The sequence below is a fragment of the Tundrisphaera macrotermitis genome (genome assembly GCF_051175315.1).
Lineage (GTDB): Bacteria > Planctomycetota > Planctomycetia > Isosphaerales > Isosphaeraceae > Tundrisphaera.
On sequence record NZ_CP195100.1, the window covers coordinates 3446854 to 3471914 of the forward strand.

16 protein-coding genes are annotated in these 25061 nt (G+C 69.0%); 11 read left to right on the forward strand and 5 right to left on the reverse strand.

Features of this window, described 5'->3' with window-relative positions:
• Positions 1-50 precede the first annotated feature (50 nt).
• On the reverse strand, positions 51-1403 hold the full coding sequence (locus tag TA3x_RS13890) for a hypothetical protein (protein ID WP_435022180.1): 1353 nt from the start codon (positions 1401-1403) through the stop codon (positions 51-53).
• A gap of 206 nt (positions 1404-1609) precedes the next feature.
• On the opposite strand from TA3x_RS13890, the gene TA3x_RS13895 reads away from it, so the two are divergent.
• A complete protein-coding gene (locus tag TA3x_RS13895) occupies positions 1610-2659 on the forward strand; it encodes a hypothetical protein (RefSeq protein ID WP_435022182.1) in 1050 nt (349 codons plus the stop codon).
• A 12-nt stretch (positions 2660-2671) separates the two neighbouring features.
• Here TA3x_RS13895 and TA3x_RS13900 read toward each other — a convergent pair whose 3' ends face one another.
• Positions 2672-4873: a polymorphic toxin-type HINT domain-containing protein gene (locus TA3x_RS13900; RefSeq protein ID WP_435022184.1), complete on the reverse strand. Its 2202-nt coding sequence runs from the start codon at positions 4871-4873 to the stop codon at positions 2672-2674.
• Positions 4874-5010: 137 nt separating this feature from the next.
• Between TA3x_RS13900 and TA3x_RS13905 the strand changes: the two genes are divergently transcribed.
• Positions 5011-5628, forward strand: coding sequence for an RNA polymerase sigma factor (locus TA3x_RS13905; protein ID WP_435022185.1), 618 nt, complete (start codon positions 5011-5013; stop codon positions 5626-5628).
• Between the two features lie 200 nt (positions 5629-5828).
• On the forward strand, positions 5829-7892 hold the full coding sequence (locus TA3x_RS13910) for a carboxy terminal-processing peptidase (RefSeq protein WP_435022187.1): 2064 nt from the start codon (positions 5829-5831) through the stop codon (positions 7890-7892).
• A gap of 78 nt (positions 7893-7970) precedes the next feature.
• Here TA3x_RS13910 and TA3x_RS13915 read toward each other — a convergent pair whose 3' ends face one another.
• Positions 7971-8726, reverse strand: coding sequence for a hypothetical protein (locus tag TA3x_RS13915; protein WP_435022189.1), 756 nt, complete (start codon positions 8724-8726; stop codon positions 7971-7973).
• Positions 8723-8965, reverse strand: coding sequence for a hypothetical protein (locus tag TA3x_RS13920; protein WP_435022191.1), 243 nt, complete (start codon positions 8963-8965; stop codon positions 8723-8725). The genes TA3x_RS13915 and TA3x_RS13920 overlap by 4 nt, the downstream gene beginning before the upstream one ends.
• 174 nt (positions 8966-9139) lie before the next feature.
• Here TA3x_RS13920 and TA3x_RS13925 point away from each other — a divergent pair, with 174 nt between their 5' ends.
• From TA3x_RS13925 to TA3x_RS13935, 3 genes are all read left to right on the forward strand, one after another.
• Positions 9140-11623, forward strand: coding sequence for a hypothetical protein (locus TA3x_RS13925; protein ID WP_435022193.1), 2484 nt, complete (start codon positions 9140-9142; stop codon positions 11621-11623).
• A 100-nt stretch (positions 11624-11723) separates the two neighbouring features.
• On the forward strand, positions 11724-13991 hold the full coding sequence (locus TA3x_RS13930; protein ID WP_435022195.1) for a sigma-70 family RNA polymerase sigma factor: 2268 nt from the start codon (positions 11724-11726) through the stop codon (positions 13989-13991).
• Positions 13992-14150: 159 nt separating this feature from the next.
• Positions 14151-15302 (forward strand): hypothetical protein, encoded by a 1152-nt coding sequence (locus tag TA3x_RS13935; RefSeq protein WP_435022196.1) that lies wholly within the window; start codon positions 14151-14153, stop codon positions 15300-15302.
• A gap of 71 nt (positions 15303-15373) precedes the next feature.
• Here TA3x_RS13935 and TA3x_RS13940 read toward each other — a convergent pair whose 3' ends face one another.
• The gene (locus TA3x_RS13940; RefSeq protein WP_435022198.1) at positions 15374-17212 is read right to left on the reverse strand and encodes an ABC transporter permease subunit; all 1839 of its coding nucleotides are present in this window, start codon (positions 17210-17212) and stop codon (positions 15374-15376) included.
• Between the two features lie 362 nt (positions 17213-17574).
• On the opposite strand from TA3x_RS13940, the gene TA3x_RS13945 reads away from it, so the two are divergent.
• The 5 genes from TA3x_RS13945 to TA3x_RS13965 all read left to right on the forward strand — a co-directional run bounded on the left by TA3x_RS13945 (position 17575) and on the right by TA3x_RS13965 (position 24820).
• Positions 17575-18468: a ferritin-like domain-containing protein gene (locus TA3x_RS13945; protein ID WP_435022200.1), complete on the forward strand. Its 894-nt coding sequence runs from the start codon at positions 17575-17577 to the stop codon at positions 18466-18468.
• An 80-nt stretch (positions 18469-18548) separates the two neighbouring features.
• Positions 18549-19271 carry a ferritin-like domain-containing protein gene (locus TA3x_RS13950; RefSeq protein WP_435022202.1) on the forward strand — a complete coding sequence of 241 codons (723 nt, stop codon included), beginning with the start codon at positions 18549-18551 and terminating at the stop codon, positions 19269-19271.
• 117 nt (positions 19272-19388) lie between these two features.
• On the forward strand, positions 19389-19796 hold the full coding sequence (locus tag TA3x_RS13955) for a hypothetical protein (RefSeq protein WP_435022204.1): 408 nt from the start codon (positions 19389-19391) through the stop codon (positions 19794-19796).
• A 102-nt stretch (positions 19797-19898) separates the two neighbouring features.
• Positions 19899-22985: a multiheme c-type cytochrome gene (locus TA3x_RS13960; RefSeq protein WP_435022205.1), complete on the forward strand. Its 3087-nt coding sequence runs from the start codon at positions 19899-19901 to the stop codon at positions 22983-22985.
• A complete protein-coding gene (locus TA3x_RS13965; RefSeq protein WP_435022207.1) occupies positions 22982-24820 on the forward strand; it encodes a CRTAC1 family protein in 1839 nt (612 codons plus the stop codon). The genes TA3x_RS13960 and TA3x_RS13965 overlap by 4 nt, the downstream gene beginning before the upstream one ends.
• The last annotated feature ends 241 nt before the right edge of the window (positions 24821-25061 follow it).

Here is a 25061-nt window from a genome sequence, read left to right on the forward strand (position 1 = left end):
GCGACCATCTCTCCCGCCCGTGTTTCATTCAGCGTTCAGGCAGGACGAACTCAGCGGGGCGACGTCACCCCGCCCGAGATCGGCCGTTCACCCGTTGTGCCGGCGGGGACCGGGTTGCCGTTCGGCCCGAGGGTGTTGGGCGTGTTGGGCAGGGCCGGGTTGGGATCGGGGTTGGGGGTGGTGGCTGCCTCGCGGAGGGCTTCCTTGACCCCGGCGTTGTTCACCGTGCCGACCGACGGGCTGCCGGTGCTGTAGGTGCCGCCGATGATCTCGGGGCGGGGGTCCTGGAACCGGCCCGGCGAGTTGACGGCCTCGCCGTTGTTGGGCAGGCCGCCGGGGATGGCCCGGACGGGGCGATCGTTGGCGATGTCGGGGACGCCGTTGGTGACGTTGGGGGTGTTGGAGGGGAGTTGGCCCCTCATGCTCACCGGGGCGGGGGCCGACGCGGCGATCTGGTCGGCGGCCTCGATCAGGTCGCGGCCGTGGCGGGCGAGCATCGCGGGGCCGGGCTGATCGGCCTCGGCGCCGGCGTTGCCGACCATCCGCATGATCGACTGGGTCCCGGCTTCCTTCATGGCGCGGGCGTGCTGGACGAGCTGCTCGGTGGCGCCGCTGCCGCCGTAGGTCCGGCCCATCGCCGCGATGTGATTGGCGTCGAGCACTTCCTTGACGGCGTGGTTGATCAGGGCCACGCGGGCCAGCTCGGCGGGCGGGGCCGGGCTGGCGGCCGACATCGCCGACAGGGCGGTGATGTAGGCGTTGGACGCGTCGTAGAACCGGCGGATCGGCGAGTTGGCCGGCACGTTCCGCCCGTCGCTGGCGGCGCGGGTCAGCAGGTCGCGGCTCTCCTGGAGGGCGGCCCGGCCGTGGTCGGACAGCTCCTTAGTGGGCCCGCCGGCGGACGCCTGGGGGCCGGCGATCGCCTGGAGGGCCGAGCCTTCGATGGCCATCCCCACGGCGTGCTCGATCAGCATCGCCACGTCGAGCCCCGGCATCAGGGCCGGCCGGGCGCCCATCATGCCCTGGCCCGGCGTGCCGGGATTGCGGAGGATCACGCTATCCGCGGCGGGCACGGTCCCGGCGGCGGGCGCGACGCCCGGCGCGTTGGGGTCGGCCGGCAAGGGCGCGGGGGCGGGCACCGAGGAGGATCCGACGGCCCCGGGCGGGATGGCCGGGGCGATGGCCCGGCCGCGGGAGGCCTCCGCGGCGGCCTCATCCTTCTGGATCTGGCGATTGATGGTCGAGGGGGTGACCCCTTCGGTCGTGATCCGCTCGTTCTGGGATCGGGGCTGGGCCGCGGCACCGGTGGCGCCGCTCTGGGCGAGGGCGGCGGGACTCGCGGCGAGCGTGAGCAAACAGGCGGCGCCCAGGCGGAACGTCGGGCTCTGGCGTCGATTCATCATGGCCGGGTCTCCGGAGCGGGTGGCATCGCGGGACGACTTCGCGGTCGAGGTTTCATCGGATTGGCAGGCGCCGGCCACGCTCTTCGCAGCATAACGCCTGGCGATCCTGGAAGGACAATAGGTGACGGGGAGGGCTTCCCGTCGGCATCTCGGCGGATAAACTTCAATTTTCATGCCAAGATTTCTCGATCCGGAGGGATCCCGCCGTGGCGACCGACATTCCTCGACGCGATGCGCTCCGGGCGGGCCTCGCCTCGATGTCCTTCCTCGCGCTCGGGCAGGCCCCGCGACTCTCCGGGGTCGCGTCGTTCCGCCTGATCGAGCGGGAGGGGCTGCGCCGCATGGCGGAGCCGGTCTCGACCACCTTGCCCGTCCCCGGCCGGGGGCTCGGATTCCGGCTGGTCCGCGACGGGCGGGCGATCCCGGCGCAGTTCCGCCCGGCCGCGCCCGATCCGGCTTGCCCCGGGATCCGGCTCGATTTCGCCGCCGACCTCGGCCCCGGCGAGGTGGCTCGCTACGAGGTGCATTTCGGACCGGCCGTCGAATCCGGCCCCGACCCCGCCGCACGCTGGGCCCTGGATCCCACCCCGGACGAGTTCATCATCACCCGGGACCGGGTCGAACTCTTCTCGATCGATCGATCCCTCCGCGATCCCGGTCGCCCGTCCGGCCCGGCCCCTCGCGAAGGGCTGATGCGGCTCGCCCCCGGGCCGTCGATCTTCCTGCGTGATGGCCGCCGCATCCGGCCAGGATCGGCGACGGGCACGATCACGCGCGAAGGCCCGTTCGCCATCGGGCTCCGATTTGCCTGGGACGGCCCGCCGGGCGTGGCCTCGACCCTGGACCTCGACTTCCCCACCACCCGCGATCAGGCGATCGTCGCGTGGACAGTCCAGGACCCCGACGATCGGGCGGCCACGCTGGAATTCGAACTCGACCGCCCCGGCCTCGGTCCGGGCGGGGTCCGAGTCGAGTCCGAGCCCGGCACGTCCCCGCGATGGGCGATGGCGGAGGGCCCGCATCGCCGCATCCTCGCGGTCGCCGATGGGCCGGATGGGCCGGTGTCGATCGGCTTTCCCGACGGGGCCCGATTCTCGATCTCGCGCCGATTCCCGACGGCGTCCCGGGTCAAGTCGCTGGCATTCCGGCTCGACCTCTCGCGTCCCGATCGGCCCTCGGAGCGGGGATCGAGCCTCCGATCCCTGCTCTGGCCGATCCGCCTGGAATGGGATCAGCCCGTCCCGGCCCCGGGCTGATCCTCGCCCCGATTAACGGGGGACGACCGCGACTTCCTCCAGCTTCGGCGCGGCATCGAAGGGGACCAGCCTCGTATCCGGCAGGCTGTTGTCGTGCACCAGCGCCGCGGCGGACCCGGCGAAGAAGTCGTGGTCGCCGGCCACGTCGAGGTTGAAGACTGGCTGCGTCGGCCCAGGCTCCACCGCGTCGACCCGGGCCGTCCCGCCCAGTAGCCGCATGGTCTCGCCGCCTTCCAAATCGCGGGCCATGACCCAGCCCCTCCCGGCGACCCAGAAGCGGTGGAACGGGCTGCTGACGATGGAGTCGCCGCTGACCTTCACGACGAACGTGGGGCTGGGGGGGGTGTGGTGGACCTTGGTGATCGCGTGGTAGCCCAGAGAGCCGTCCGCGACGTCCTGGGTCAGGACGCGGTCGCCGACCTTCAGGGATTCGATCGGCCTGGGGCCGTCGAGCGTGCGGACCATCGTCCCCGCGCCGAAGCAGGACATCCGCTGGAAGGTGCCCGAGTACGTCGTGAAGGTGGGGATCTCGATCTGAGAGACGTCGGCCACCTGGACGGTCGTGGTCGGGACGGTGCTGACGCCCAGGGTCGCCGTGGAATAGCCCATCTGGTCGATCGCCCAGTCCCGCCACCGGTCCGGGTCTTCGTCGTACGGCTTGCCCGAGACGGCGGAGAGGATGGGCAGGATCGCGGCATTCGCCTTCTTCACCTCGGCGGCGTTTGCATCGAGCCAGGCCACGTCACGATTCATCTGGCCCTCGATCTCGACCCGGGCCTGACCCACCGGGACGATGGCCTCATTCCTGACCTGCCCGTTGAATCGAAAGCCGAAGGTCGTGGTCGAGGATTTTTCCATTACGGCCGTCGCCTGGATCGTCGAGGCGATCGGGCTCGGCATCGAGGGAATGAAATCGTACGCCGACATCGTCGCCACCATCCCCGTCGTGTCATTCTCCAGGGCCTGGATGTAAAGGCCGGCGCTCGACCGATCGAATGAGAAGAGCGGCCTGAATTTGCCGTCCGCGATCTGGCGGTCGAACGCGTTGATGTCGGACTCGCTGTAGCCTTCCATCCTCAACCATTGGGCTCCCGTGATCCGGCCCGTCCGTACGGGTTGCTGGGCCAGGACGCGGTCGAGCGCCGGGAGCCCGGCGCGATCGCGGATGACCTGATCGCCGGGCCGAGGTCGATAATATTCGGGGAGGGAATAGTCCCGGACGACAGCCCCCTCCGGCCCCTCGATCCGGATCGAGCCGGGCGATTCGATCGCATCCGATCGCGTGACCGTGTATTTGATGGGCCGTCGCAGCAGGCCGATCAGCAATCCGGAGAATTCGCGCGGATCGCGTCGCTTGAGGATCTCGGTCGCCGCCCTTCGGATCTCCGGCGATCCATCGAACGCGGCCAGCAAGGCGAGCGCCCGCGAGGACGTCGGCGCATCGATCTGGCCCAGGATTCGGATCATCCGCTCGCGATCCTCTTCGTGGCCCCGCGAGAAGACCGCGAGCACCGCCGGCACGGCCCGGGGATCGGTCACCCCGGACAGGGCGGCTTCGGCCCGGCCCTTCCTGTCCCCGCGATCATCGAGATGACTCCGCCATTCCGCCAGGTCGGCCTTCCACCGGCGGGTGGCCTCTTTCTGGAGCTTCGCCTCCTCCTTCTCGGCCGAGAGTTGAGCCTCGGTCACCCACCGCTTCCCGTCCTTCCTGTAGCCGAGCTTGCGCCAGGATGCTTCGCGGGTGGGGTCGAGTTGGACGGCGACGCCGTGGTGGGCCTTCGCCTCGTCGGATAGCCCGTTCCGCTCGCACCAGTCGGCCAGCCGGGCCTGGGCCTCGGCGGTTCGGGGGGCCTTCTCGCGGCGGTCGCGATACTCGGCCATGCGGGCGGCATGCTCGGCGTCACTGGCGAGTTGTTCGGCCACCTTCTCGGGGCGGGCCCAGGCGTCGCGATGGCGGACGACGCCCATCAGGCCGCGGGCCGCGGCGTTGTTGGGATCGCGCAACGCCGCCAGGGCCAGGTGCTTGAGCCGCTCGGCGGGGAGCCCATGGGACTCGCACCAGAGGGCCAGGCGGATCTGGGCGCCGGCGTCGTTGCCTGTCTGAGTGCGGGCCGCCTCGTAGGCGGCCCGGTCAGCCGGCGTGGGGGGGCAGGCCGCCGGATATTCGGGTGAGACGCACAGGAGCCCGGTCGCGAGCAGCAAGCAGGGGGGCATGGGCTTGGCTCCGGAAGGGGATTCGGTCGCGTCGGCTTCCTCTAGTCGATAAGATATGACGGAACCTAACGCGGAAAAAATCGAACCGGCTCGATTTCGCCCTCCGCCTACCCCCCCATCCCGGAGTCGCGTCCCTCGTGGCCGATACGGTATTCGCCTCGACCAGCCTGACGTTGCTCGGGCGACTCCGCGAAGCCCCCAGGGATGAGGCCGCCTGGGCCGAGTTCGTCCAGGGCTATGCCCCGGCGATCTCCCGCTGGTGCCGGGCCTGGGGCCTCCAGCCGGCCGACGTCGAGGACGTGACCCAGGTCGTGCTGCTCAAGCTGGCCCGGTCGATGGCGACGTTCCGCTACGATCCGTCGCGGAGCTTCCGCGCTTATCTCAAGACTCTGACCGGATATGCGGCTCGGGACGCCCTGGCCGAGATCCGCGATCGGCCCACGACCGGCCTGGGCACCGAGATGGCCGCCTGGCTCGCCATCGAGGATACGGGCTTGGACCTGGCCCGCTGGATCGAGCGAGAGATGCGCGGCGAGCTATTCCGCGAGGCTTCGCTGAAGGTCAGCGGCCGGGTCGATGCCCACACCTGGGAGGCGTTCATGCTCACGGCGATGGAGCGCATCCCCGGGCGCGAGGTGGCCGAGCGGCTGGGCATGACGGTCGACGCCGTCTACATGGCCAAGTCCCGGGTCGTCCGGATGATGCGTGGGGAGGTCCGACGGCTGAGCGGGCCGATGTCCGACGCCCTGGCCTGAACAATCGGGACGAACCGTGGCGGGTCGGCGACGTATCAATAGGATCATTGCCGCGGCCCGCCCGATCGACCCCGCCCCGGCCACCCCCCGAGATCGCAAGGCCGGCCTTGTTGACCCGGGCGTCGCGGACTAAGATGACGAGGTGTGGGCGGGCGGCGCCAACAACTCCCCAATCCCTCTGACCTTGGGATCCACAATTCATGTCCCGATCCGTCTTGCGACCAGTGGCGGCGACCGGACTCCTGGGGATCGTGGCCCTCGTGATCGGCGCCCAGGCGCCGGCCCCGGCCCCCACCCCCCTCGACGAGCGGACCGCGCGGGCCGTGGTCTACCTGCTCGAAAAGAGCCACATGGCCAAGCCCACCATTGACGACGAGATCGCCAAGCGGTGGTGCAAGACCTTCTTGAAAGACCTGGACCCCCAGAAATATGTCTTCTTGAAGGCCGACATCGATGAGTTCCTCCCCCAGGCCGTGACCCTGGACGACAAGATCCGCGACGGCAACCTCGACTTCGCCAAGGAAGTCTTCGCCCGCTACCTCAAGCGCTCCGACGAGCGCCTCAAGATGGCCACGGAGATCCTGGCCCAGAAGCCCGACTTCACCATCGACGAGTCGATGGCCGACGACCCCGAGCAGCTGGACTATCCGGCCGACGAGGCCGAGGCCCGCGACCGGCTCCGCAAGCGGATCAAGCTGGAGTTGCTCCAGGCCAAGATCGACGGCGAGCCCGAGGAGGAGGCGGTCAAGAAGGCCAGCATCCGCTATCGCGACCGCAACCGGATCGTCCACCAGTTCAACTCGTCCGACATGCTGGAGATCTACCTCACCAGCCTGAGCCGGACGTTCGACCCGCATACCAGCTTCATGAACAAGGATTCGCTGGAAGACCTCATCCAGCAGTCGTTGCAGCTGTCGCTGACCGGCATCGGCGCTTCGCTCCAGTCCGAGGACGGCTTCGCGGTCGTCAAGGAGCTGATCCCCGGCGGCCCGGCCGACAAGGATGGCCGGCTCCAGCCCGAGGACAAGATCATCGGCATCCGCAAGGATGACGGCACCGACATCGACTTCGTCGAGAAGCGGCTCAAGGACGTCGTCCGCGACATCCGGGGCGACGCCGGAACCCACGTCAAGCTGATCGTGATCCCCCACGACTCCAAGGAAAAGAAGATCTACGAGCTAATCCGCCAGAAGGTGGAGCTGAGCGAGGCCCATGCCAAGGGGCAGGTCATCGAGACCAAGGGCCCGGACGGCAAGCCGCTCAAGGTCGGCGTGATCAACCTGCCGGCGTTCTACGGCGACAGCACGGCCGTCCGCAACGGCGACGCCAACGCCGTGAGCTGCACCCTGGACACCGCCCGGATCATCCGGGACTTCAAGGAGAAGGGCGTCAACGCCGTGATGATGGACCTCCGCGGCAACGGCGGCGGCCTGCTGGATGAGGCCATCTCCCTGTCCGGCCTGTTCATCGACAAGGGCCCGGTCGTCCAGGTCCGCGAGTCGGCGGGCGTCGACCACAACGACGACGAGGACGCCGGCACCGCCTGGGATGGCCCCCTGGTCGTCCTGATCGACCGCCAGAGCGCCTCGGCCTCGGAGATCTTCGCGGGCGTGATCAAGGACTACGGCCGCGGCCTGATCATCGGCGACATCAGCACCTTCGGCAAGGGGACCGTGCAGAGCATCGTCCCGATCAACGAGCATCTCCGCCAGCGGGGAATGCCGAGCCTGGGCGCCCTGAAGCTGACGATCCGCCAGTTCTACCGGGTCAACGGCGAGAGCACCCAGATCAAGGGCGTCCCGCCCGACATCCACATCCCCTCGATCTTCGACCAGGCCGAGTTCGGCGAGGGGAAGATGGAGAATGCCCTCAAGTTCGACAAGGTCGCCGAACTGCCCCACGACAACTACAACCGCGTCCCGTCGAAGCTGGTGGCCCAGCTCACCGAGCTGTCCAGCAAGCGTCGCGCCGAGAACGACAAGTTCCGCAAGCGTGACGAGGCGATCAAGAAGATCCTCGAACGTAAGTCGCGGCACGCGATCTCGCTGAACGAGGAGAAGTTCCGCGCCGAGACGGTCTCCGACGAGGAAGACAAGGACGAGACCAAGGTCTCCAAGACCAAGGCCAAGAAGCGGCTGGCCGAGCATCCCGCCTGGGAGTCGAACTATTACAACGACGAGATCCTCAACATCGTCGGCGACTACCTGACGATCGGCTCCGACGTCGTGGCCAACGCCCCGATCAAGGCGGCCGCCAACAACTGAGCCGCTTCGAGATCGGATCGAAACGACCACGCCGGCGGATCGGGGATCACTCCCCGATCCGCCGGCGTTTTTCGTCGTTCACGGGTGGCGCTGCGTCGGATCGATGACGGCACGCTCGAACCAGGATGGGATGCGTTCGGACCTCAACACCAGCTCATCGCCGCCGGTCACTTCCGCCAGCCACGTCAGCCCCGGGTCGCGGCCATCGCCGGAATTATCGAAGATGTAGGCGCGGTCGACGTGCCTGATCGCGCTGGCGAGCAGGTCGAGTGACCGATGATAACGCGAGAGGATCCGATCCTCGGGCACCGCATGTCCGCCTTGAGCGACGCGATTGCGGACGCGTGCGACATTGATGGCGGGATCGTCCGTGGCCACATAGTAGAGATAGGTCCGGAAACCCTCCCTCCGGGCTCGCGCGAGGAACTCGACCTTCCCGGGATGAGACATGACCGTCTCGAACGTGAACGAGGTCCGCGTCCGGAGCAGATGCGAGCGGAGGAAATCCACGGCCACGGATGCCAGGTAGGAATTCACCGTGGTGCGCGTGAAGTCGAGTCGACCCTCAGCATACGTCAGTTCATGGGCGGCGTTGCCCAGCCCGACGGAGTGCAGGAACGACGACCCCGAGAAGAATCCCAGGATCTCCTCGGCCGAGGTCGAGACGCCGTAGGAAGTCAGGTCGAGATGGCCAATTCCTCGGACCGCCTGCTCGATCTCATCGGCGTTCAGATAGACGCCGACGAGTTCCGATGGCAAGACCGCCTTGAGGGTGCTTTTGCCGGAGCCATTCGGCCCGGCGAACATGCGAAGGCGCGGCGTGGGGCTACTCACCGCAGTCGGATCTTGCTGCCCGCGACGACCGGGAGCCAGGGCTTGGCGGCCTTGACGAATCGGCGGCCACCATCGGGCGAGATCTCGACGATCGCGCCGGCTTGCACCTGCACGACACTGTGGCCGGCCGCCAGGGCGTGGTCGAACGCCGAGGCGAACGCCTCGCCCGCCGCGTGCGGGAAGGACCGTTCGAGCCGATCCAGGTCGGCCTCGGTGATTTCCGCATCATCTTGATTCATCGATCACCCCCGCATGGATTTTAGGTTGGGCGATCGAGCGGAGCAACCGGACTTCTGGCGTGGCTTGAACCGGGTGGTTCCCTATGATCCCGCGTGACGTGATTGCATCTCGCGCGTGACGCGACTATACCGGACGGCCGGCGATGCCTCCTCTCCGTCATGATGGTCGCACCCATGAATCCAACGCGTTTGTGCGTGTATCTTACGCTGATCACGCTTCTGCATGCTCCCGCGATGGCCCCGGCGGCCGAGCCGTGGAGCGGGATCTATCCCCACCTGGCGATGTTCAACGAGGGGGGCGAATGCGGCACCGGCGCCGTGGTCCCCTGGGCGGGGCGGCTCTGGGCGGTCACGTACTCCCCCCACAGCCCGGCCGGCTCGGCGGACAAGCTCTACGAGATCGACGACCAGCTCCGCCTGATCGTCCGGCCCGAGAGCATCGGCGGGACGCCCGCCAACCGGATGATCCACCGCGAGTCCAACCAGCTGTTCATCGGCCCCTACGCCATCGATGGCGATCGCCGGGTGCGGGCCATCCCCTATTCCCGGATGTATGGCCGCCCCACCGGCAACGCCCGGCACCTGACCGACCCCGCCGGCAAGATCTACTACGCCAGCATGGAGGAGGGGTTCTACGAGGTCGACGTCAAGACCTTGGACGTCAAGGAGTTGTGGACCGACGAGCAGAAGAAGGGCGGCCACTACGCCGACCTCCCCGGCTATCACGGCAAAGGCTTCTACAGCGGGCAGGGCCGGATGGTCTACGCCAACAACGGCGAGCACGGCCCCGCCGCGCTCAAGGATCCGACGATCGCCTCGGGCATCCTCGCCCAGTGGGACGGCAAGGCCCCCGCCTGGGACCTGGTCCGGCGCAACCAGTTCACCGAGGTCACCGGGCCGGGCGGGATTTTTGGCAATGACCATCCCGAGACCGACCCGATCTGGACCATCGGCTGGGATCCCCGTTCGCTGATCCTGATGGTCCTGCACGAGGGCAAGTGGACATCGTATCGCCTGCCCAAGGCCAGCCTCTCCTACGACGGGGCCCATGGCTGGGACACGGAGTGGCCGCGGATCCGCGAGATCGGCGAGGACGATCTCCTGATGACCATGCACGGGATGTTCTGGCACTTCCCGCGCGACTTCCGGCCCGGCCATACCTCCGGGATCGCGCCCCGGTCGAGCTACCTCAAGGTCATCGGCGACTTCTGCCGCTGGAACGACAAGGTGGTCCTCGGCTGCGACGATGCCGCGCAGGCCGAGTTCACCAACGTCAGCCGGGTGAAGGGGAAGATCGGCGGCCCCGGCCAGTCGCAATCGAACCTGGTCTTCCTCGACCCCGCCCAGCTCGACGGCTTCGGCCCGGCCCTGGGCCGGGGGGCGGTCTGGCTCCGAGACAAGGTGGAAGGCGGCCGGCCGAGCGATCCCTACCTGTTCCAGGGCTTCCGACGCCGGACCCTGACCCTCTCCCACGGCTCGAAGGGGCCGGTGACGTTCACCATCCAGACGGATGGCGGCGACGGCCGGTGGACCACCCGCCGCACCGAATCGGTCCAACCCGGCGAGGCCACCTGGATCCCGTTCGACGAGCAGGAACCCGGCGCGTGGATCCGGGTGATCGCCGACCGGGATGTGGACTCCGCGACCGCCGTCTTCCGCTCCAGCAACCCGGACCCGAGGACGTCGGCCGCCGACCCGATCTTCGCAGGGATCGCCACGACGAGTTCCGCCGACTACCTCGCCGGGGTCCTCCGGGCCCGAGGCGACAACCTCCGCACCCTGGCGGTGGGGGCCGCGAAGGTGGAGGCCGGCTCCGTCGTGTCGAAGGGCTTCTATGAGCTGGGTGCGGACATGATCCTCAGGCCGTCCGGCGATACCTCCGCCCTGGCGGCGCTGGAGAAGGCCGTCCCGGTGAACGGCGAGGCCCTCCAACGCGATGCGGCCAGCGTCCTGATCGTGGACGATCAGGGCAAGCGCTGGCGACTCCCCAGCGACCTGGCCTATGCCGGCCCGCCGGCCGCGTCCCTCAAGGTGGCCCGGCGACTCGATCGCAACCGGGACTTTGCCGGTCCGCCGGGGCGGGTGGCCCGGGAAGTGGTCACGGAGCGGAACATCCTCAACGCGGACGGGACCTTCTACGAACTGCCCGCCGGCAACGCGGGCGGATTCGCCGGCCTGCGGGCCATCGCCACCCACGGGCGGCGGGTGGCGGATTTCGCCTCCTATCGCGGCCTCATGGTGATGACCGGCATCGACCCCGCCGGCGCGAAGGAGAATCGCCACCTCATCCGATCCGAGGACGGCCGGGCGGCGGTCTGGGTCGGCTCGATCGACGACCTCTGGCGGTTCGGCAAGCCGGTCGGGGTCGGCGGGCCCTGGAAGGACACGATCGTCGCGGCGGGCGTCCCGTCCGACCCCTACATCCTGACCGGCTTCGACCGGAAGCGGGTCCTGCTCGCGCACAACGCCGGCAAGGCCGTGCGGATGCGGGTCGAGGTGGAGGTGGCCGGCAACGACCACTGGATCCCCTATCGCACCTTGGACGTCCCGCCCGGCAAGGCGATTGACTTCGCTTTCCCCCCCGATTTCGACGGCAACTGGGTCCGCGTCGTCGCGGACGCGGACTGCGTGGCCACCGCGCAGTTCACCTACGAGTGAGGTTAGACGACGATCGCCGAAATTCCTGGAACCATCCCGGCCACTCGCCCCATTATCAACGTGTCATCGAGACGATGGGGCGGGCCGGGGAGGGCGGGACGTGACGATCGGCGATCGGGGAGAGGCCGTCCGGAGCTTGCGGTCGGCGTACCAGGCCGGGTCGGTCCGGGACTGGACCGACGGCCAGCTCCTGGAGCGGTTCGCGGCCGGCCCGGCCGATGTCCGGGATGTGGCCTTCTCCGCCCTGATCGAGCGGCACGGGCCGATGGTCCTGGGCGTCTGCCGGGGGATCCTGGGCGGACGTCATGACGCCGAGGATGCGTTCCAGGCGACGTTCCTGGTCCTGGTCCGCCAGGCGCGCGGGCTCTGGGTCCGCGACTCGATCGGCCCCTGGCTCCACCGGGTCGCCCAACGGACCGCCGTGGCCGCCCGCGCGGGGGCGGCCCGACGCGCCCGGATTGAGCGCCGATCCCCGCCGACCGAACCAACCCATCACCCCGGCGACGACCTCGCCCGCGTGGTCCACGAGGAGGTCGCCCGGCTGGCCGATCGCGACCGCGCCGTGGTCGTCCTGTGCGACCTCGAAGGCCAGACCCACGAGCAGGCGGCGCGGGCCCTGGGCTGGCCGGTCGGCTCGGTCAAGAGCCGCCTGTCCCGCGCCCGAGACCGGCTCCGCCTCCGCCTGATCCGCCGGGGGCTCGCCCCCGAAGGAGCGGCCTCGTCGGTGGTGGGGCTCATCGGCGGGTTGCCGCCCGCGCCCGCCGCCTCCCTGGTCTCCCTCACCTACGCCGCCGCGATCCGGTTCGCGGCGGGGGGGCCCGTCGTCGCCCCGACCATCGCCACCGCGCTCGCCCTGGGAGTCCTCCAGACCATGACCCTCTCCCGACTGATCCATTCGGCCTTGGCCGCCTCACTGACCGCCCTGGCCCTCACTGTCGGCTCGTCCTGGCTCATGGCCGGCGATGCCCCGCAGGAACCCCCCGACGCCATCAAGGAAGCGGTAAAGCCCGGACGGCCCGAGGTCCCGACCGTGGTGGCCCGCGCCTCCATGAAATCGGAGTTCCTCACCGAGAGGGGGCAGGTGATGCCGCCGAATGGCGTCGATGTCGACAACCCGCTCCAGGTCAACAATCCGGTCGGCGAGCCGATCCCGATCATCTGGTCGATCCCGCTGGGCAGCCGGGTCAAGAAGGGGGATTTGCTCTATCGCTTCGACACCTCACCGTTGCGGAAGGCCCTGGATCGGCAGGAGAAGAAAAAGGCAGAGGCGCAGGAGCAGCTCGACCTGGCCAGGAAGGAGTTGGAGTCGGCCGAGGCCGCACTCCGGGAGTACAAGGACGAGGTCGAGGCCAGGCGTCGCCAGGCGGTCGAGATCGAGGTGGGTGCCGCCCGTGATGCCCTGAAGCGGGCCGAGGCCCGCGTCAAACGTTATCGCGACGCGAACGAACTGGCCGCCCGGATGACGATTGATCCGTCCGAACCGACGAGCATCGCCAGTATGATTGCCCGCCTCGACCTCGCCGATCGACTTGATGGCGTGGAGGCGGACCTCGAACGCGAGAAAGCCAAGCTCCTCCGGATCGAGGCCGATGCATCCAAGAGCAAATTCGCCGAAGATCCTGCGGTGGGCACGATTAGCGGGCGTGTCGATGGTGCTCGAACTCGGGCCTCCGCTGCGTCGAAGAAGAGTGAGAACGCCTCCCGGGATGAACAGCAGATCCGCGCCATGCTCGACATCAACGAGCTCCGATCGCCGGCCGATGGCATCGTCGCCGAGCCTCCGGGGATGGATCAAAGCATTATGGGCCGAGTCCAGGCTCTTTGCCGGATCATCACCGGGCCGGAACCCTATGAATTGATACGCGTTACCTTGCCGGTCGAAAGCCGGATGTCCTACCTCAAGCCGGGCCAGAGTGTGCTGGTCAAGTACACGCGGGGCGACCCGGGGATGGCCAGGGAACTCTGGTCGATCCCGGCTACCTTCGTGGAACTCGAAACCGCCCAACCCTCGATCCGCGAAGGAGGCGGTCCATTCGGCCGCCCGGGTTCTCGCATCGCCTTGCTTCGGCTGGCAAGCCCCCTTGACGCGACGTTGGCGGATAATATCACGCTCGAATACTCGGCCATGATCCCTTCCGGTGGGATCGAAGTCCCGGCCCGTGCCGTCGATGGCCAACGGGTCGCGGTCCGCGGGGAGGACGGAACGTTTCGGTGGCGAGATGTTCTGATCAAGATGGCCAACGGCGACCGGCTGATCGTCTCGAAGATGCTCGGCGACGGGGAGGTGATCGCGCTCGATCCCCGGGCGGCCATGGGCTTGCCCCCCAGGGAGAAGAAGGTTAAGACGCCTGCCGAACCCGCCCCGTAAGAGCAGTGAGCGATCACAATCGGGGAAAATGGGCGGGATCGGCAGAATCTCGGATAAGGAGCCGCGGATTTTCTGAAATTAAAGGGTGATGGCCGCGGGCAACGACCCGGTGACGGGCAGGATCGCGGCATCTTCTACCCTACGAAGAGAAATCCCCCCATGCCGTGCAGCCCCGCCCGCCTCGCCGCGAACCGCGCCAACTCGTCCCGGAGCACCGGGCCGCGGACGGAGGCCGGGAAGGATCGCTCCCGCGCCAACAGCCTGAAGCATGGGATGACCGGCGACGGCGTGGTGATGGCCTCCCGCGACGCCGCCGAGGTCGCGGACCTGTCCCGCGAGCTGGAGGCCGACCTCCGGCCGACCAACGCCGCCAGCCGGGTGTTGCTCAAGCGGTTCGCGGTGCTGGCCGTCCGGCTCGACCGCTGCGTCGAGCACGGCGACGCGATTCGGGCCGGGCAAGCCCGCGACGCCGACCATGCCTTCCTGATCGCCCGGACCGCCGAGATCAAGGTGATCGGCACCCACCTGGAGCACCGGCCGGCGGCCACGGTCCGGACGCTCAAGGAGACCGCCCAGGGGATCGACTGGCTGGTCGGGACCTGGCTGGCCATCAAGAAGGACCTCGGCCGGGGCCGCAAGGTCCGCTGGCAGCGCTGGCACCTGGACCGGATCGACAACCTGCAGGGCCGATATCCCGGCGAGTCGCCGCCGTCCCGGTTCGATGCCGCCTGCCGGGCCGGGTGGGGCGACTTCTCGGGCCTGCCCGCCGACCCGGGCACGCCCACCCCGCGCGAGCGGAAGGTGCTGGCCCGCCGGCAGGTCGCCGCGATGATCGACGAGGAGGTCGCGGCGCTGCGGGCGATGGCCCCGACCCGCGACCCGGACGAGGAGGCCGCCGACCGCGCCCAGGCCCCCGCGCGGGCTTTGTTCGACCCCTCGCCGGAGGCGAACCTCGCCCGGAAGTACGAGGCCGCCGCCGAGCGGGGCCTGTTCCGGGCCCTCCGCGACTTCCGCCAGCTCGAAGGCTGGGCCGAGGGCCGAGACTCCGGCCCCACCCCACCGCCCCGGGCCGCCGATCCCCGCCCCGAGCCGACGCCCGAGATCGAGCCCAAGGAGGAGGAGGTCGAGGGCCCCGAGCCCGCCGTACCCCCGGCAAAAACGAACCCAACCGACCCGCCCCGGACGCTGGACCCGCCGGCCCCGTTGGACTGGGAGCCGGCCTTCTGGCAGCCGCCGTCCCCTTTGCCCCCGGGCTTGCCCTCGATCCGCGAGATGACGGGATACGGATCGGGCGGGGGAGGCCCGGCCTGAGCCCTTCCCCGCCCGATTGCGATCGACTCGATGGCCGAAAAGGCTCGGCCCCGGCCGCCCCGCGCCCCGGGTCAGCCCTGGATGGCCGACGTCCGCCCGAGCGCGATGTCGAAGTCGCTGACCGCCGGGACCAGCATCGCCAGCAGGGCGAACCCGTACATGCCGACGCTGAACAGGAACGCGGCCAGGATCTCCCCCTTGAGCAGCGAGATCACGCAGTAGAACGACCAGAACGGCACCAGCAGCGCCACCAGGGCGATGGCCCGCGACGGGTTCTTGGCCCCCAGCGAGGCGAACAGGGCCACGCTCCCCGCCCCGATGAAGATCAGGAAGCTGAGCAGCTGCCGGGCGAACTGGCGGTCGCTGAGGATGATCAGCCAGGCGCAGATGCCGATGCCGACCATCAGGAAGAAGATCGTCCCCAGGCTGTTGGCCACCGCCGTCCGGCTGTTGGTGTAGGTGATCGCCGAGTGGAGCCCGAGCATCGCCGAGAAGTGGGCCAGCAGCAGCCCGTCGGTGATCGCATAGAACGCCGACTCGGCATTCATCGTCCCCCGGATCGTGAACCAGAGGATCAGCAGCAACGGCAGGAGGATCATCTCCTTGGTGTTGTAGAGCACCCCGTACAGCTTCCCGTAGACGAACTGCTTGGGGGTCAGCTCGGTCACCAGCAGGAGGTCCAGCGCCCCGGTGTCGCGCTCGGAGGTCAGGGCGGTCACCCCCTGGGCATTGATCAGGATCAGGCTGAGGATGCCCAGCAGCAGCAGCGTCCAGGTCTGCCGCGAGTTCATGGTCGCGGCGTCGGGCGAGGAGTAGACGTAGGCGACGCCGAGGGCGAACGCCAGCAGATACGCCCCCTTGATGACCAGCGGCTTGGTGCCGTAGGCCCGGGTCTTCAGCTCGCGCCAGAGGACCGGGTTCGACCACGGCCGGCGATACTGGCCCGGGCCCCGGGTGATCCGGCGGTGGGTCCGGCGCGGGACGTGGAGCCCGGTCGAGACGCCGTGGCCGTGCGCCACGACCTCGGGGGCCGGGGCCGGCTCGATCTCGGCCACCTCCACCAGGGTCTCGCCCCCGGCCTCGGCCTGCTCCCCCTCGCGCTGCTCGCGGGGCTCGTTGCGGCCCGGGTTCCAGACCCGGAGCATGAACACGCCCACGGTCAGCAGGATCACGGCGAAGATCGACGCGGCGGACACGAAGACCAGACCCGGCGAGCCGACCCCGGGCCGGTCCCTCGCGGTGGGGTCGATGATCGTCAGGACCGTCCGGAACGGGTCGAGCGCCTGGGCGATCGGCACGCCGAAGAGGGTCAGGTCGGGGAAGGCGAAGCCGGCCGTCTCCACGGCCGCCAGCGACAGGACGATCGCCAGCACCGTGAGGGCCAGCGACTGGAAGGTCCGGTCGCGGCCCAGGGCCACCAGCAGCCCCAGCGCCCCCCCCACGAACCCGGCGGCGGCCGTCACGCCGATCACCTCCACCACCTGGCCGGGCGAGACGCCGCCCAGCAGCAGGCAGAGGAAGAACACCGGCGCCGAGGTCAGCAGCAGGGTCAGGATCTGGAGCAGGCTCGCCGCCAGCTTGCCGAGGATGATCTCGACATCCCGGAGGTCGGTCATGAGCAGGAGGATGAACGTCCGCCGGTCCTTCTCGTGCGCGACGGCCGTGGCCGCCGACAGCGGGGCGAAGAACAGCATCAGCGTGAGCTGGAACAGCACGAACATCCGGAACAGGACCCGCCCGAAGTAGGCGATCTCCCCGACTTCCGTCACGTCGCGGAGCCCGACCAGCGATTGCCAGGCCGTCCACATCAGGATGAACAGGAGCCCGACGTAGGAGGCGCGGGCCACGTAGAACCGGACCGGCCGGGGGGCGGTGAGGACCTCTCGGGCGATGATGGGGCCGGCGAACAAAGGAGACCTCCCGGAACGATCATTGATGATGTGTCAATAAGCTCGCGGTTGCGCGGCGTCGATCGGGCCGCGCGGGCCCGGGCGGGGGCCATGACCCATCTTAGCCGAAAAGCGTCCCCTTGCCCAATCGTCCCGGGCATCTCCCGCCGGTCAAGCCGACGCGTCGAATCATCCAGATCGATTGAAATTCTCACGCTCACCCATGAATACGGCATCAGAGTTGCCTGGGTTGCTCCGGCCCGATCATCCCGCCCAATCGGCAAAATCGGCCCAGCTTCCGCCCTTCTCACCAATCCGGGCGACGCGCCATCGCGGGCCCGCCGCCGGTGACCCACCGGCCCCAACCGGAATCCGAGGCATCCATGACGAACCCCGACCCGAGCGTCCTCGATCCCACCGCCGACCGCGAAGCCAGCGAGCCGACCGGAGGACGACCGTCCTCGGCCTCCCGGCGCACCCTGGTGGGCCGGGGGCTCGCCTTCGCGGCCGCCGCCGCGCCGGCCGGTGCCCTGCTATCCGCCGCGTCGACGGCCCGCGCCGCCGGCAAGATCCGCCGCGATGCCGACGGGGGCGCCTCCCGCGCCAATCCCAACGTCGAGACCAACTCCGGCACCAATGCCTCGGTCGCGGGCCGGAACAGATCCCGCCCCCGGGGCGGGTCGGGGGGCGGGGCCGGGGGAGGATCGGGGATCGACGAGGGCGGGCTCCCCTCGCTCTACCCGGACTGGATCCGGCGGAATTTCCTCCAGATCCGCACCAACGAGAACTCCCACCTCGACATCGTGATCACGGCGATCCGATCCCTGGGCGGCACCCCGCGCCCGAAGCCGACCTTCCAGAACCTGGCGGCGGGGTCGCTGATCGAGTTCACCCGGATGTCCTCGATCTTCGAGAATACCGGGACCTCGGCCTACGTCGGCGGCGCCCCCTTCATCCTCAACCCGAACGTCGCCGCCGTGGCGGGGTCGCTGGGGCTGGTCGAGGCCTACCAGTCGGGCTGGCTCAACACCCTCCTGAATGACCCGCTCATCCCCACCCGGACCACCTACGCCGTGCCGGCGACGCCCCCGCAGGTCGCGGCGATCCAGGCCCCTTTCATTGCCAGCCTGAACGACGGCGGCCTGTTCCCGCCGACCTTCGCGACGACCAAATCCCCGGAGAATGACATCGCGATCCTCAACTTCGCCCTGCTCCAGGAGTACCTCGAGGTGGAGTTCTACAACATCAATATCCCCCGCCTCTTCAACGGGGCCTGAGCGGGCGGACCGCGCCCATCGATTCGACATCATCCGGCTCGATCATCCACCAAGAACATCATTCCTCGAAGGGTCATCCGATGTCATCTCCCGCCGCCGACCAGTCGACTCAAGACGAGCTTTTCGCGAGGCTGACGCAGGACGTCAATCGCCGATCCTTCCTGGGCCTCGGCCTCGGGGCCGCCGCCGCGCCCGCGATGATGGCCCTGGCCGGCACCTCCGCCGAGGGGGCCTCGAACTCGCGGAACAACATCCCCTCGCTCTATAACGGCTGGACCGAGCGGAACTTCCAGAAGATCCGCGAGGACGAGAACGACCACGTCACGATCCTCCAGACGGCGATCGTCTCGCTGGGCGGCACGCCCCGGCCCATGCCGACGTTCCGGAACCTGGGCTTCACCAATCCGACCCTGTTCGCGAATCAGGCCGCAGCCCTCGAAAACCTGGGCGTGATGGCCTACTTCGGGGCGGCCCCGGCGATCTCCAACCCCAACGTCCTGGCGGTTGCCAACTCGATCGCCTATGTCGAGGCCTACCACTCCGGGTTCATCAACACCCTGCTGAACCGGACGCTCACGCCCAACGGCATGACCTACGTCACCCCGGCCACCCAGGAACAGGTGATCGCGGCGGCGACCCCGTTCATCGCCAGCCTGAACGACAACGGCCAGTTCCCGCCCGGATTCAGCCCGACGCCGTCGCCGGCCAACGACCTCGCGATCCTGAACTTCGCCTTGCTCCTGGAGCAACTCGAAGCCGAGTTCTACAACATCAACGTCGCCCGGTTCGCCTCGGGCCGCTGAGGCGAGATCGCCCCGCGCCGCGCCCGCCGGGACCGGCGGTCGCGTCCGCTTGACAGGCCGGCGTCGAGGCCTTCTAATCGAAATCTCGTCGCTTGCCCGTCCGGGAGATCGTCCGTCGTGCCAGCCCGCTCGCACGCCCTGAGCCGCATCGGCCTCTGGTCGATGGCCGCCCTGTTGCTCCTGCTCGCCCCGGCGCGTCCGGCGTCGGCGGCCGGATGCCACGGGCCGGATCGTCCGCAGCTGGACTACGCCTGGGCCGGCGACGCCCCATCCGAGGCCCCGTCGACGGTCGACCCGGCGCCGACGCCGATTTCCCTCCGCCATGCCCCATGCCCCGGCGAGCCCGCCGAGGTCTCACCCCGGACCAGCCCGATCGTGGGGTCGGGGCCGGGACCCCGGCTCCCGGATCGACCCGACCGATCGCCGACGGATCTGGCCGCGCTACTGGCATCGGAATCCCTGATCTCGTCCGAGTTTGCATCGCGAATGGAACGCCCGCCCCGGGCCACGACGGCCGCGGCCTGAGGCCGCCGTGCCTTGCCGTCGAGCGTCCGGTGTGTCCGATCCATTTTCCTTGATGCAAGCCGGCCCGGTCGCGCCGCGACGGGCCGGGGATGAGGGTTTTTGATGTCTTCCAGCGTCCGACCGATGCAGGATCGCCGCGGGCGGGCGTACGTCCCGGCCGTGGGATCGGGGCTCCGCCCGTGGCTCTGGGTGCTCCTGGGCGGGTTCGCCCTGCTGGGGGCCAACGGCGTCTACCTGGCCAGCGTCTCGGCGCTGACCTGGGCGACCGGCGTGACCCAGCAGACCTACTTCTACATGCTCATGATCGGGCTCCACCTGGCGCTCGGCGTGCTCATCGTGGTGCCGTTCATCGTCTTCGGCCTGGCCCACTGGGTCACGTCGTGGAAGCGGCCCAACAAGTCGGCCATCCGGTTCGGTGTGGCCCTGCTGGCCTGCTCGGTGGTGGTGCTGATCTCGGGCTTCGTGCTGGTCCGCCAGATCGGCCCGTTCGAGGTCCGCGACCCGACGGCGCGGCGGATCAGCTACTGGCTCCACGTCGCGACCCCTCTCCTGGCCATCGGCCTGTACATCAAGCATCGCCTGGCCGGGCCGAGGATCCGCTGGGTCTACGCCCGCCGGATCGGCGCGGTGGTCGGGGTGGTGGTGGTGGCCATGGGCATCCTCCACACCCAGGAGCCGCGACGGTTCGGCACCAAGGGGCCGCGCGACGGGGCCAAGTACTTCTTCCCGTCGGAGGCGGTGACGGCGACCGGCAACTTCATCCCGGCCGAGACGCTGATGATGGACGAGTATTGCATGCGCTGCCACAAGGACGCCTACGACAGCTGGTTCCACTCGGCGCACCACTTCAGCTCGTTCAACAATCCGGCCTACCTGTTCAGCGTCCGCGAGACCCGCAAGGTCTCGATCGAGCGCGATGGCGACACCCGCGCCGCCCGCTGGTGCGCCGGCTGCCATGATCCGGTCCCGTTCTTCTCCGGGCAGTTCGACGACCCCAAGTACGACGACGTGAACAACCCGACCAGCCAGGCCGGGATCACCTGCACCTCGTGCCACTCGATCACCCACGTCAACAGCACCCGGGGCAACGCCGACTACACGATCGAGGAGCCCCAGCATTATCCGTTCGCCGGGTCGGACCAGCCGGTCCTCCGCTGGATCAACGAGACGCTGGTCAAGGCCAAGCCGGAGATGCACAAGCGGACGTTCCTGAAGCCGGCCATCAAGGGTGCCGAGTTCTGCTCGACCTGCCACAAGGTCGGCCTCCCGTTCGCCCTGAATCACTACAAGGACTTCCTCCGGGGCCAGAACCATTACGACACGTTCCTGCTGTCGGGCGTGTCGGGCCAAGGGGCGCGGAGCTTCTACTATCCCCCGGCCGCCAAGGGGAATTGCGTCGACTGCCACATGAACCTGGTCGCCTCGACCGACTTCGGGGCCAAGGACTTCGACAGCAAGGGCGGGCGCGAGATCCACAACCACCTGTTCCTGGGGGCCAACACCGGGCTGGCGACGATCCGGGGCAAGCCGGAGATCGCCAAGATCCACGCCGACTACCTCAAGGATAAGAAGGTCCGCGTCGACCTGTTCGCCCTCCGCGAAGGGGGGACGATCGACGGGGCGATGCTCGGCCCGCTGCGGCCGGAAGTGCCGACCCTGACGCCGGGCAAGCCGTATCTGGTCGAGGCGGTGGTCCGCACCCTCGGGCTCGGCCACCCATTCAGCCAGGGGACCGTGGACTCCAACGAGATCTGGGTCGAGCTGGTGGCGAAGGTCGGCGACCGCGTGGTGGGGCGTTCGGGAGGGATCGGTCCGGATGGCCAGGTCGACCCCTATTCCCACTTCATCAACGTCTACATGCTGGACCGCGACGGCAAGCGGATCGACCGCCGCAACCCGCAGGACATCTTCGTCCCGCTCTACAACAAGCAGATCCCACCCGGTGCCGGGCAGGTGGTCCACTTCGGGCTCGACGTGCCGGCCGACGTCGCCGGCCCCGTGACGCTTGAGGCCCGGATCAACTACCGCAAGTTCGACCGGACCTACATGGACCACATCTACGGCCCGGGCAAGGGGCCCGAGCTGCCCATCACCCTGATGGCCCGCGACGAGGTCCGCCTGCCGGTGCAGGGGGGGCCGGCCGTCACCAACCCGCCGTCGCCGATCGCCGAGACCTGGCAGCGCTGGAATGACTACGGCATCGGCCTCCTGCTGGAAGGCTCCGACAAGGGCGGCCAGAAGGGGGAATTGCGCCAGGCCGAGCCGATCTTCCGCAAGGTGGCCGAGCTGGGCTTCGCCGACGGCTGGGTGAACCTCGCCCGCGTCTACCTCCGCGAAGGCCGGAACGCCGACGCCCGGGACGCCCTGGAGAAGGCGGCCAATCACCCCAAGCCGGCCGCCCCCTGGGTCATTTCCTGGCTGTCCGGCCAGATCGACGAGCGGAACGGCTTCCTCGACGAGGCGATCGAACGCTACGAGGCGGTCCTGGGCCACAAGATTCCGGAGAAAGGTTTCGACTTCGGCAAGGATTACGAGGTGATCAACGCCTTGGGCTCGGTCACCTACGCCCGCGCCCGGCAGGAGGACCTCAAGAGCCCCGAGCGGACGAAGTGGCTCCTCCGCGCGGCCGAGGTCTATCGCCGGACGATCGCCATCGACTCGGAGAACGTGGCGGCCCATTACGGCCTGGGGCTGGCGTATGCCGACCTCGCGACGGCCGCGACCGACCAGCCCGCACCGGCCGGCGCCCCGACCGAACAGATCCTCCGCGAATGGCTGGCCACGGCGACCGATCCCACCATCCCCCGGGATCGGCGGATGGCGGCGTCCCGGGATCTGGCCCGGATGGTCCCGGCGTTCCTGGCGGCACCTCGCCAGGAGTTTGCCTCGCGGCTCAACCCGCTCCACGACGTGGTCGAGACCCTGGGGCGATCCTTCGCCGAAGGGGAGGATCCCACGCTCCGGTCGGCACAGGCCCTCGCGCTGGCGGCGACCCACAAGGCGCTCCATGCCCTGTTCAAGCCCGACGAGACCGCCGAAGGCCGCGCCGTGGCCAACGCCCGCCGCGACAACCCGGCGGCCGACCAGAACGCCCAGTCGATCGTGATCCATCCGCTCCACCGTCCGGGCGCACCGGGGATCGACCCGACCCCCGCGACCTCGACCGTCGCCCGGGAGGCCGAAGAATGAGAAAGCCCGCCCTGATCGCCTCGGCCGCCCTCCTGGCCTCGCTCGCGGGGGGCTGCAAGCCGCCGCCCGCGGAGACGGTCGCCGCCGCGCCGCTCCGGCCCACGGCGGTCAAGCCGTTCGACCCCAAGGACGTGCCCGACGTCCGGTTCGTGGAGATCACCGGCGAGGCCGGGATCACCTTCCGCCACAGCAACGCTGCCGCCGGGAAGAAGCTCCTGCCCGAGACGATGGGCTCGGGCGTGGCCTTCCTCGACTACGACAACGACGGCGACCCCGACCTGTTCCTGGTCAACTCCATGCCCTGGGCCGACGCCAAGACCGAGGGGCCGCCCCCGACCCAGGCCCTCTACCGCAACGACGGGAAAGGGCACTTCGAGGACGTGACCAAGGCCGCCGGCCTCGATCGCACCCTGTTCGGCATGGGCGTGGCCGTGGGCGACTACGACAACGACGGCGATCCGGACCTCTACCTGACGGCATTGGGCGGCAACGTCCTGTTCCGCAACGAGGGGAACGGCCGGTTCGAGGACGTGACCGCCGCGACCAGGACCGGGGCGGGGGAGGGCTGGTCCACCAGCGCCGCGTTCTTCGACATGGAGAACGACGGAGACCTCGACCTGTTCGTCTGCCGCTATGTCGAGTGGTCGGAGCAGGCCGATGCCTCGGTCTCGACCCAACTGCTCGGCACCGGCAACGGGTCGGCCTACGACCCGCCCTCGGCCTACGGGGGGGCCCACTGCATCCTGTTCCGCAACGACGGCGGGACCTTCGCCGACGTGAGCGCCGAGGCGGGCATCCAGGTCTTCTCGCCCGACCGCAAGGTGCCGACCGCCAAGTCGCTGGGCGTGGCCCCCTACGACGTCGACGGCGACGGGCTCGTCGACCTCGCCGTGGCCAACGACACGGTGACCAACTTCCTGTTCCACAACCTCGGCGGCGGCAAGTTCGAGGAGATCGGCGTCGTCACCGGCATCGCCCTGGACGAGTACGGCTCGACCCGCGCCGCGATGGGGATCGACTGGGCCGACTTCAAGAACGACGGCTCGCTCGGCCTGGCCATCGGCAACTACGCCAACGAGATGACCGCCCTGTACGTCTCCGAGGAGCCGTCGCGGCTCCTGTTCTCGGACCTCGCCAAGATGAACGGCCTGGGGGCGCCCACCCAGCCGCCGCTGAAGTTCGGCCTCTTCTTCTTCGACTACGACCTCGACGGCCGGCTCGACCTTCTTTCCACCAACGGCCACCTGGAGAGTGACATCGCCAAGGTCCAGGCCAGCGAGACCTATGCCCAGGCGGCCCAGCTTTTCTGGAACACCGGCAAGGCGGGCCGGAGCCGGTTCGTCCTGGCGGATGCCACCAAGGCCGGCCCGGACCTGTTCAAGCCGATCGTCGGCCGGGGCAGCGCGTATGCCGACATCGACGGCGACGGCGACCTCGACGTGGCGATGACCGAGAATGGCGGACCGGCCCACCTGTTCCGCAACGACGGCGGGTCGAAGAACCACTGGCTCCGGCTTGCCCTGGTCGGCACCGGCAAGTCCAACCGCGACGCCACAGGGGCCAAGGTCGAGGTCCGGTCCGGCGAGACCGTCGCCCGCCGCCAGCTCTTCGCGGCCAAGGGGTATCTCTCCTCGGTCGAGCCCGTCCTGACGTTCGGGTTGGGCGAGTTGGAGCGGGCCGATTCGGTCCGGATCACCTGGCCGTCGGGCCGGGTTTCCGAATTGAAAGATTTGGGTGCCGATCGGGTCCATCGCATCGAGGAGGCCGGTCCGGGGGACTCGGAGGCCCCAAAAGGAGCGGTCCAGCTTCCCCCATCCCCCGACGCAACTCGGTAAGAATTACCATTTTTTGTCGTCCGGACAATCCGGGCGTGACCCTTGCCTCCCTGTGATATATTTCGACTGGAGGGGATGGCCGCCGCGACCGAGCCCCCTCCGGACCGACCCCGGTCATCCGGGCCTTGCCGCCCGGATTGGCCGAAGTCCTGCCCACCGGGATCGATCGAGCAACCATTGAGCACACCGCAACCCTGGAGCCTGGCGCCTGGCGCGATCGGATCGAGACCTTCGACATCGG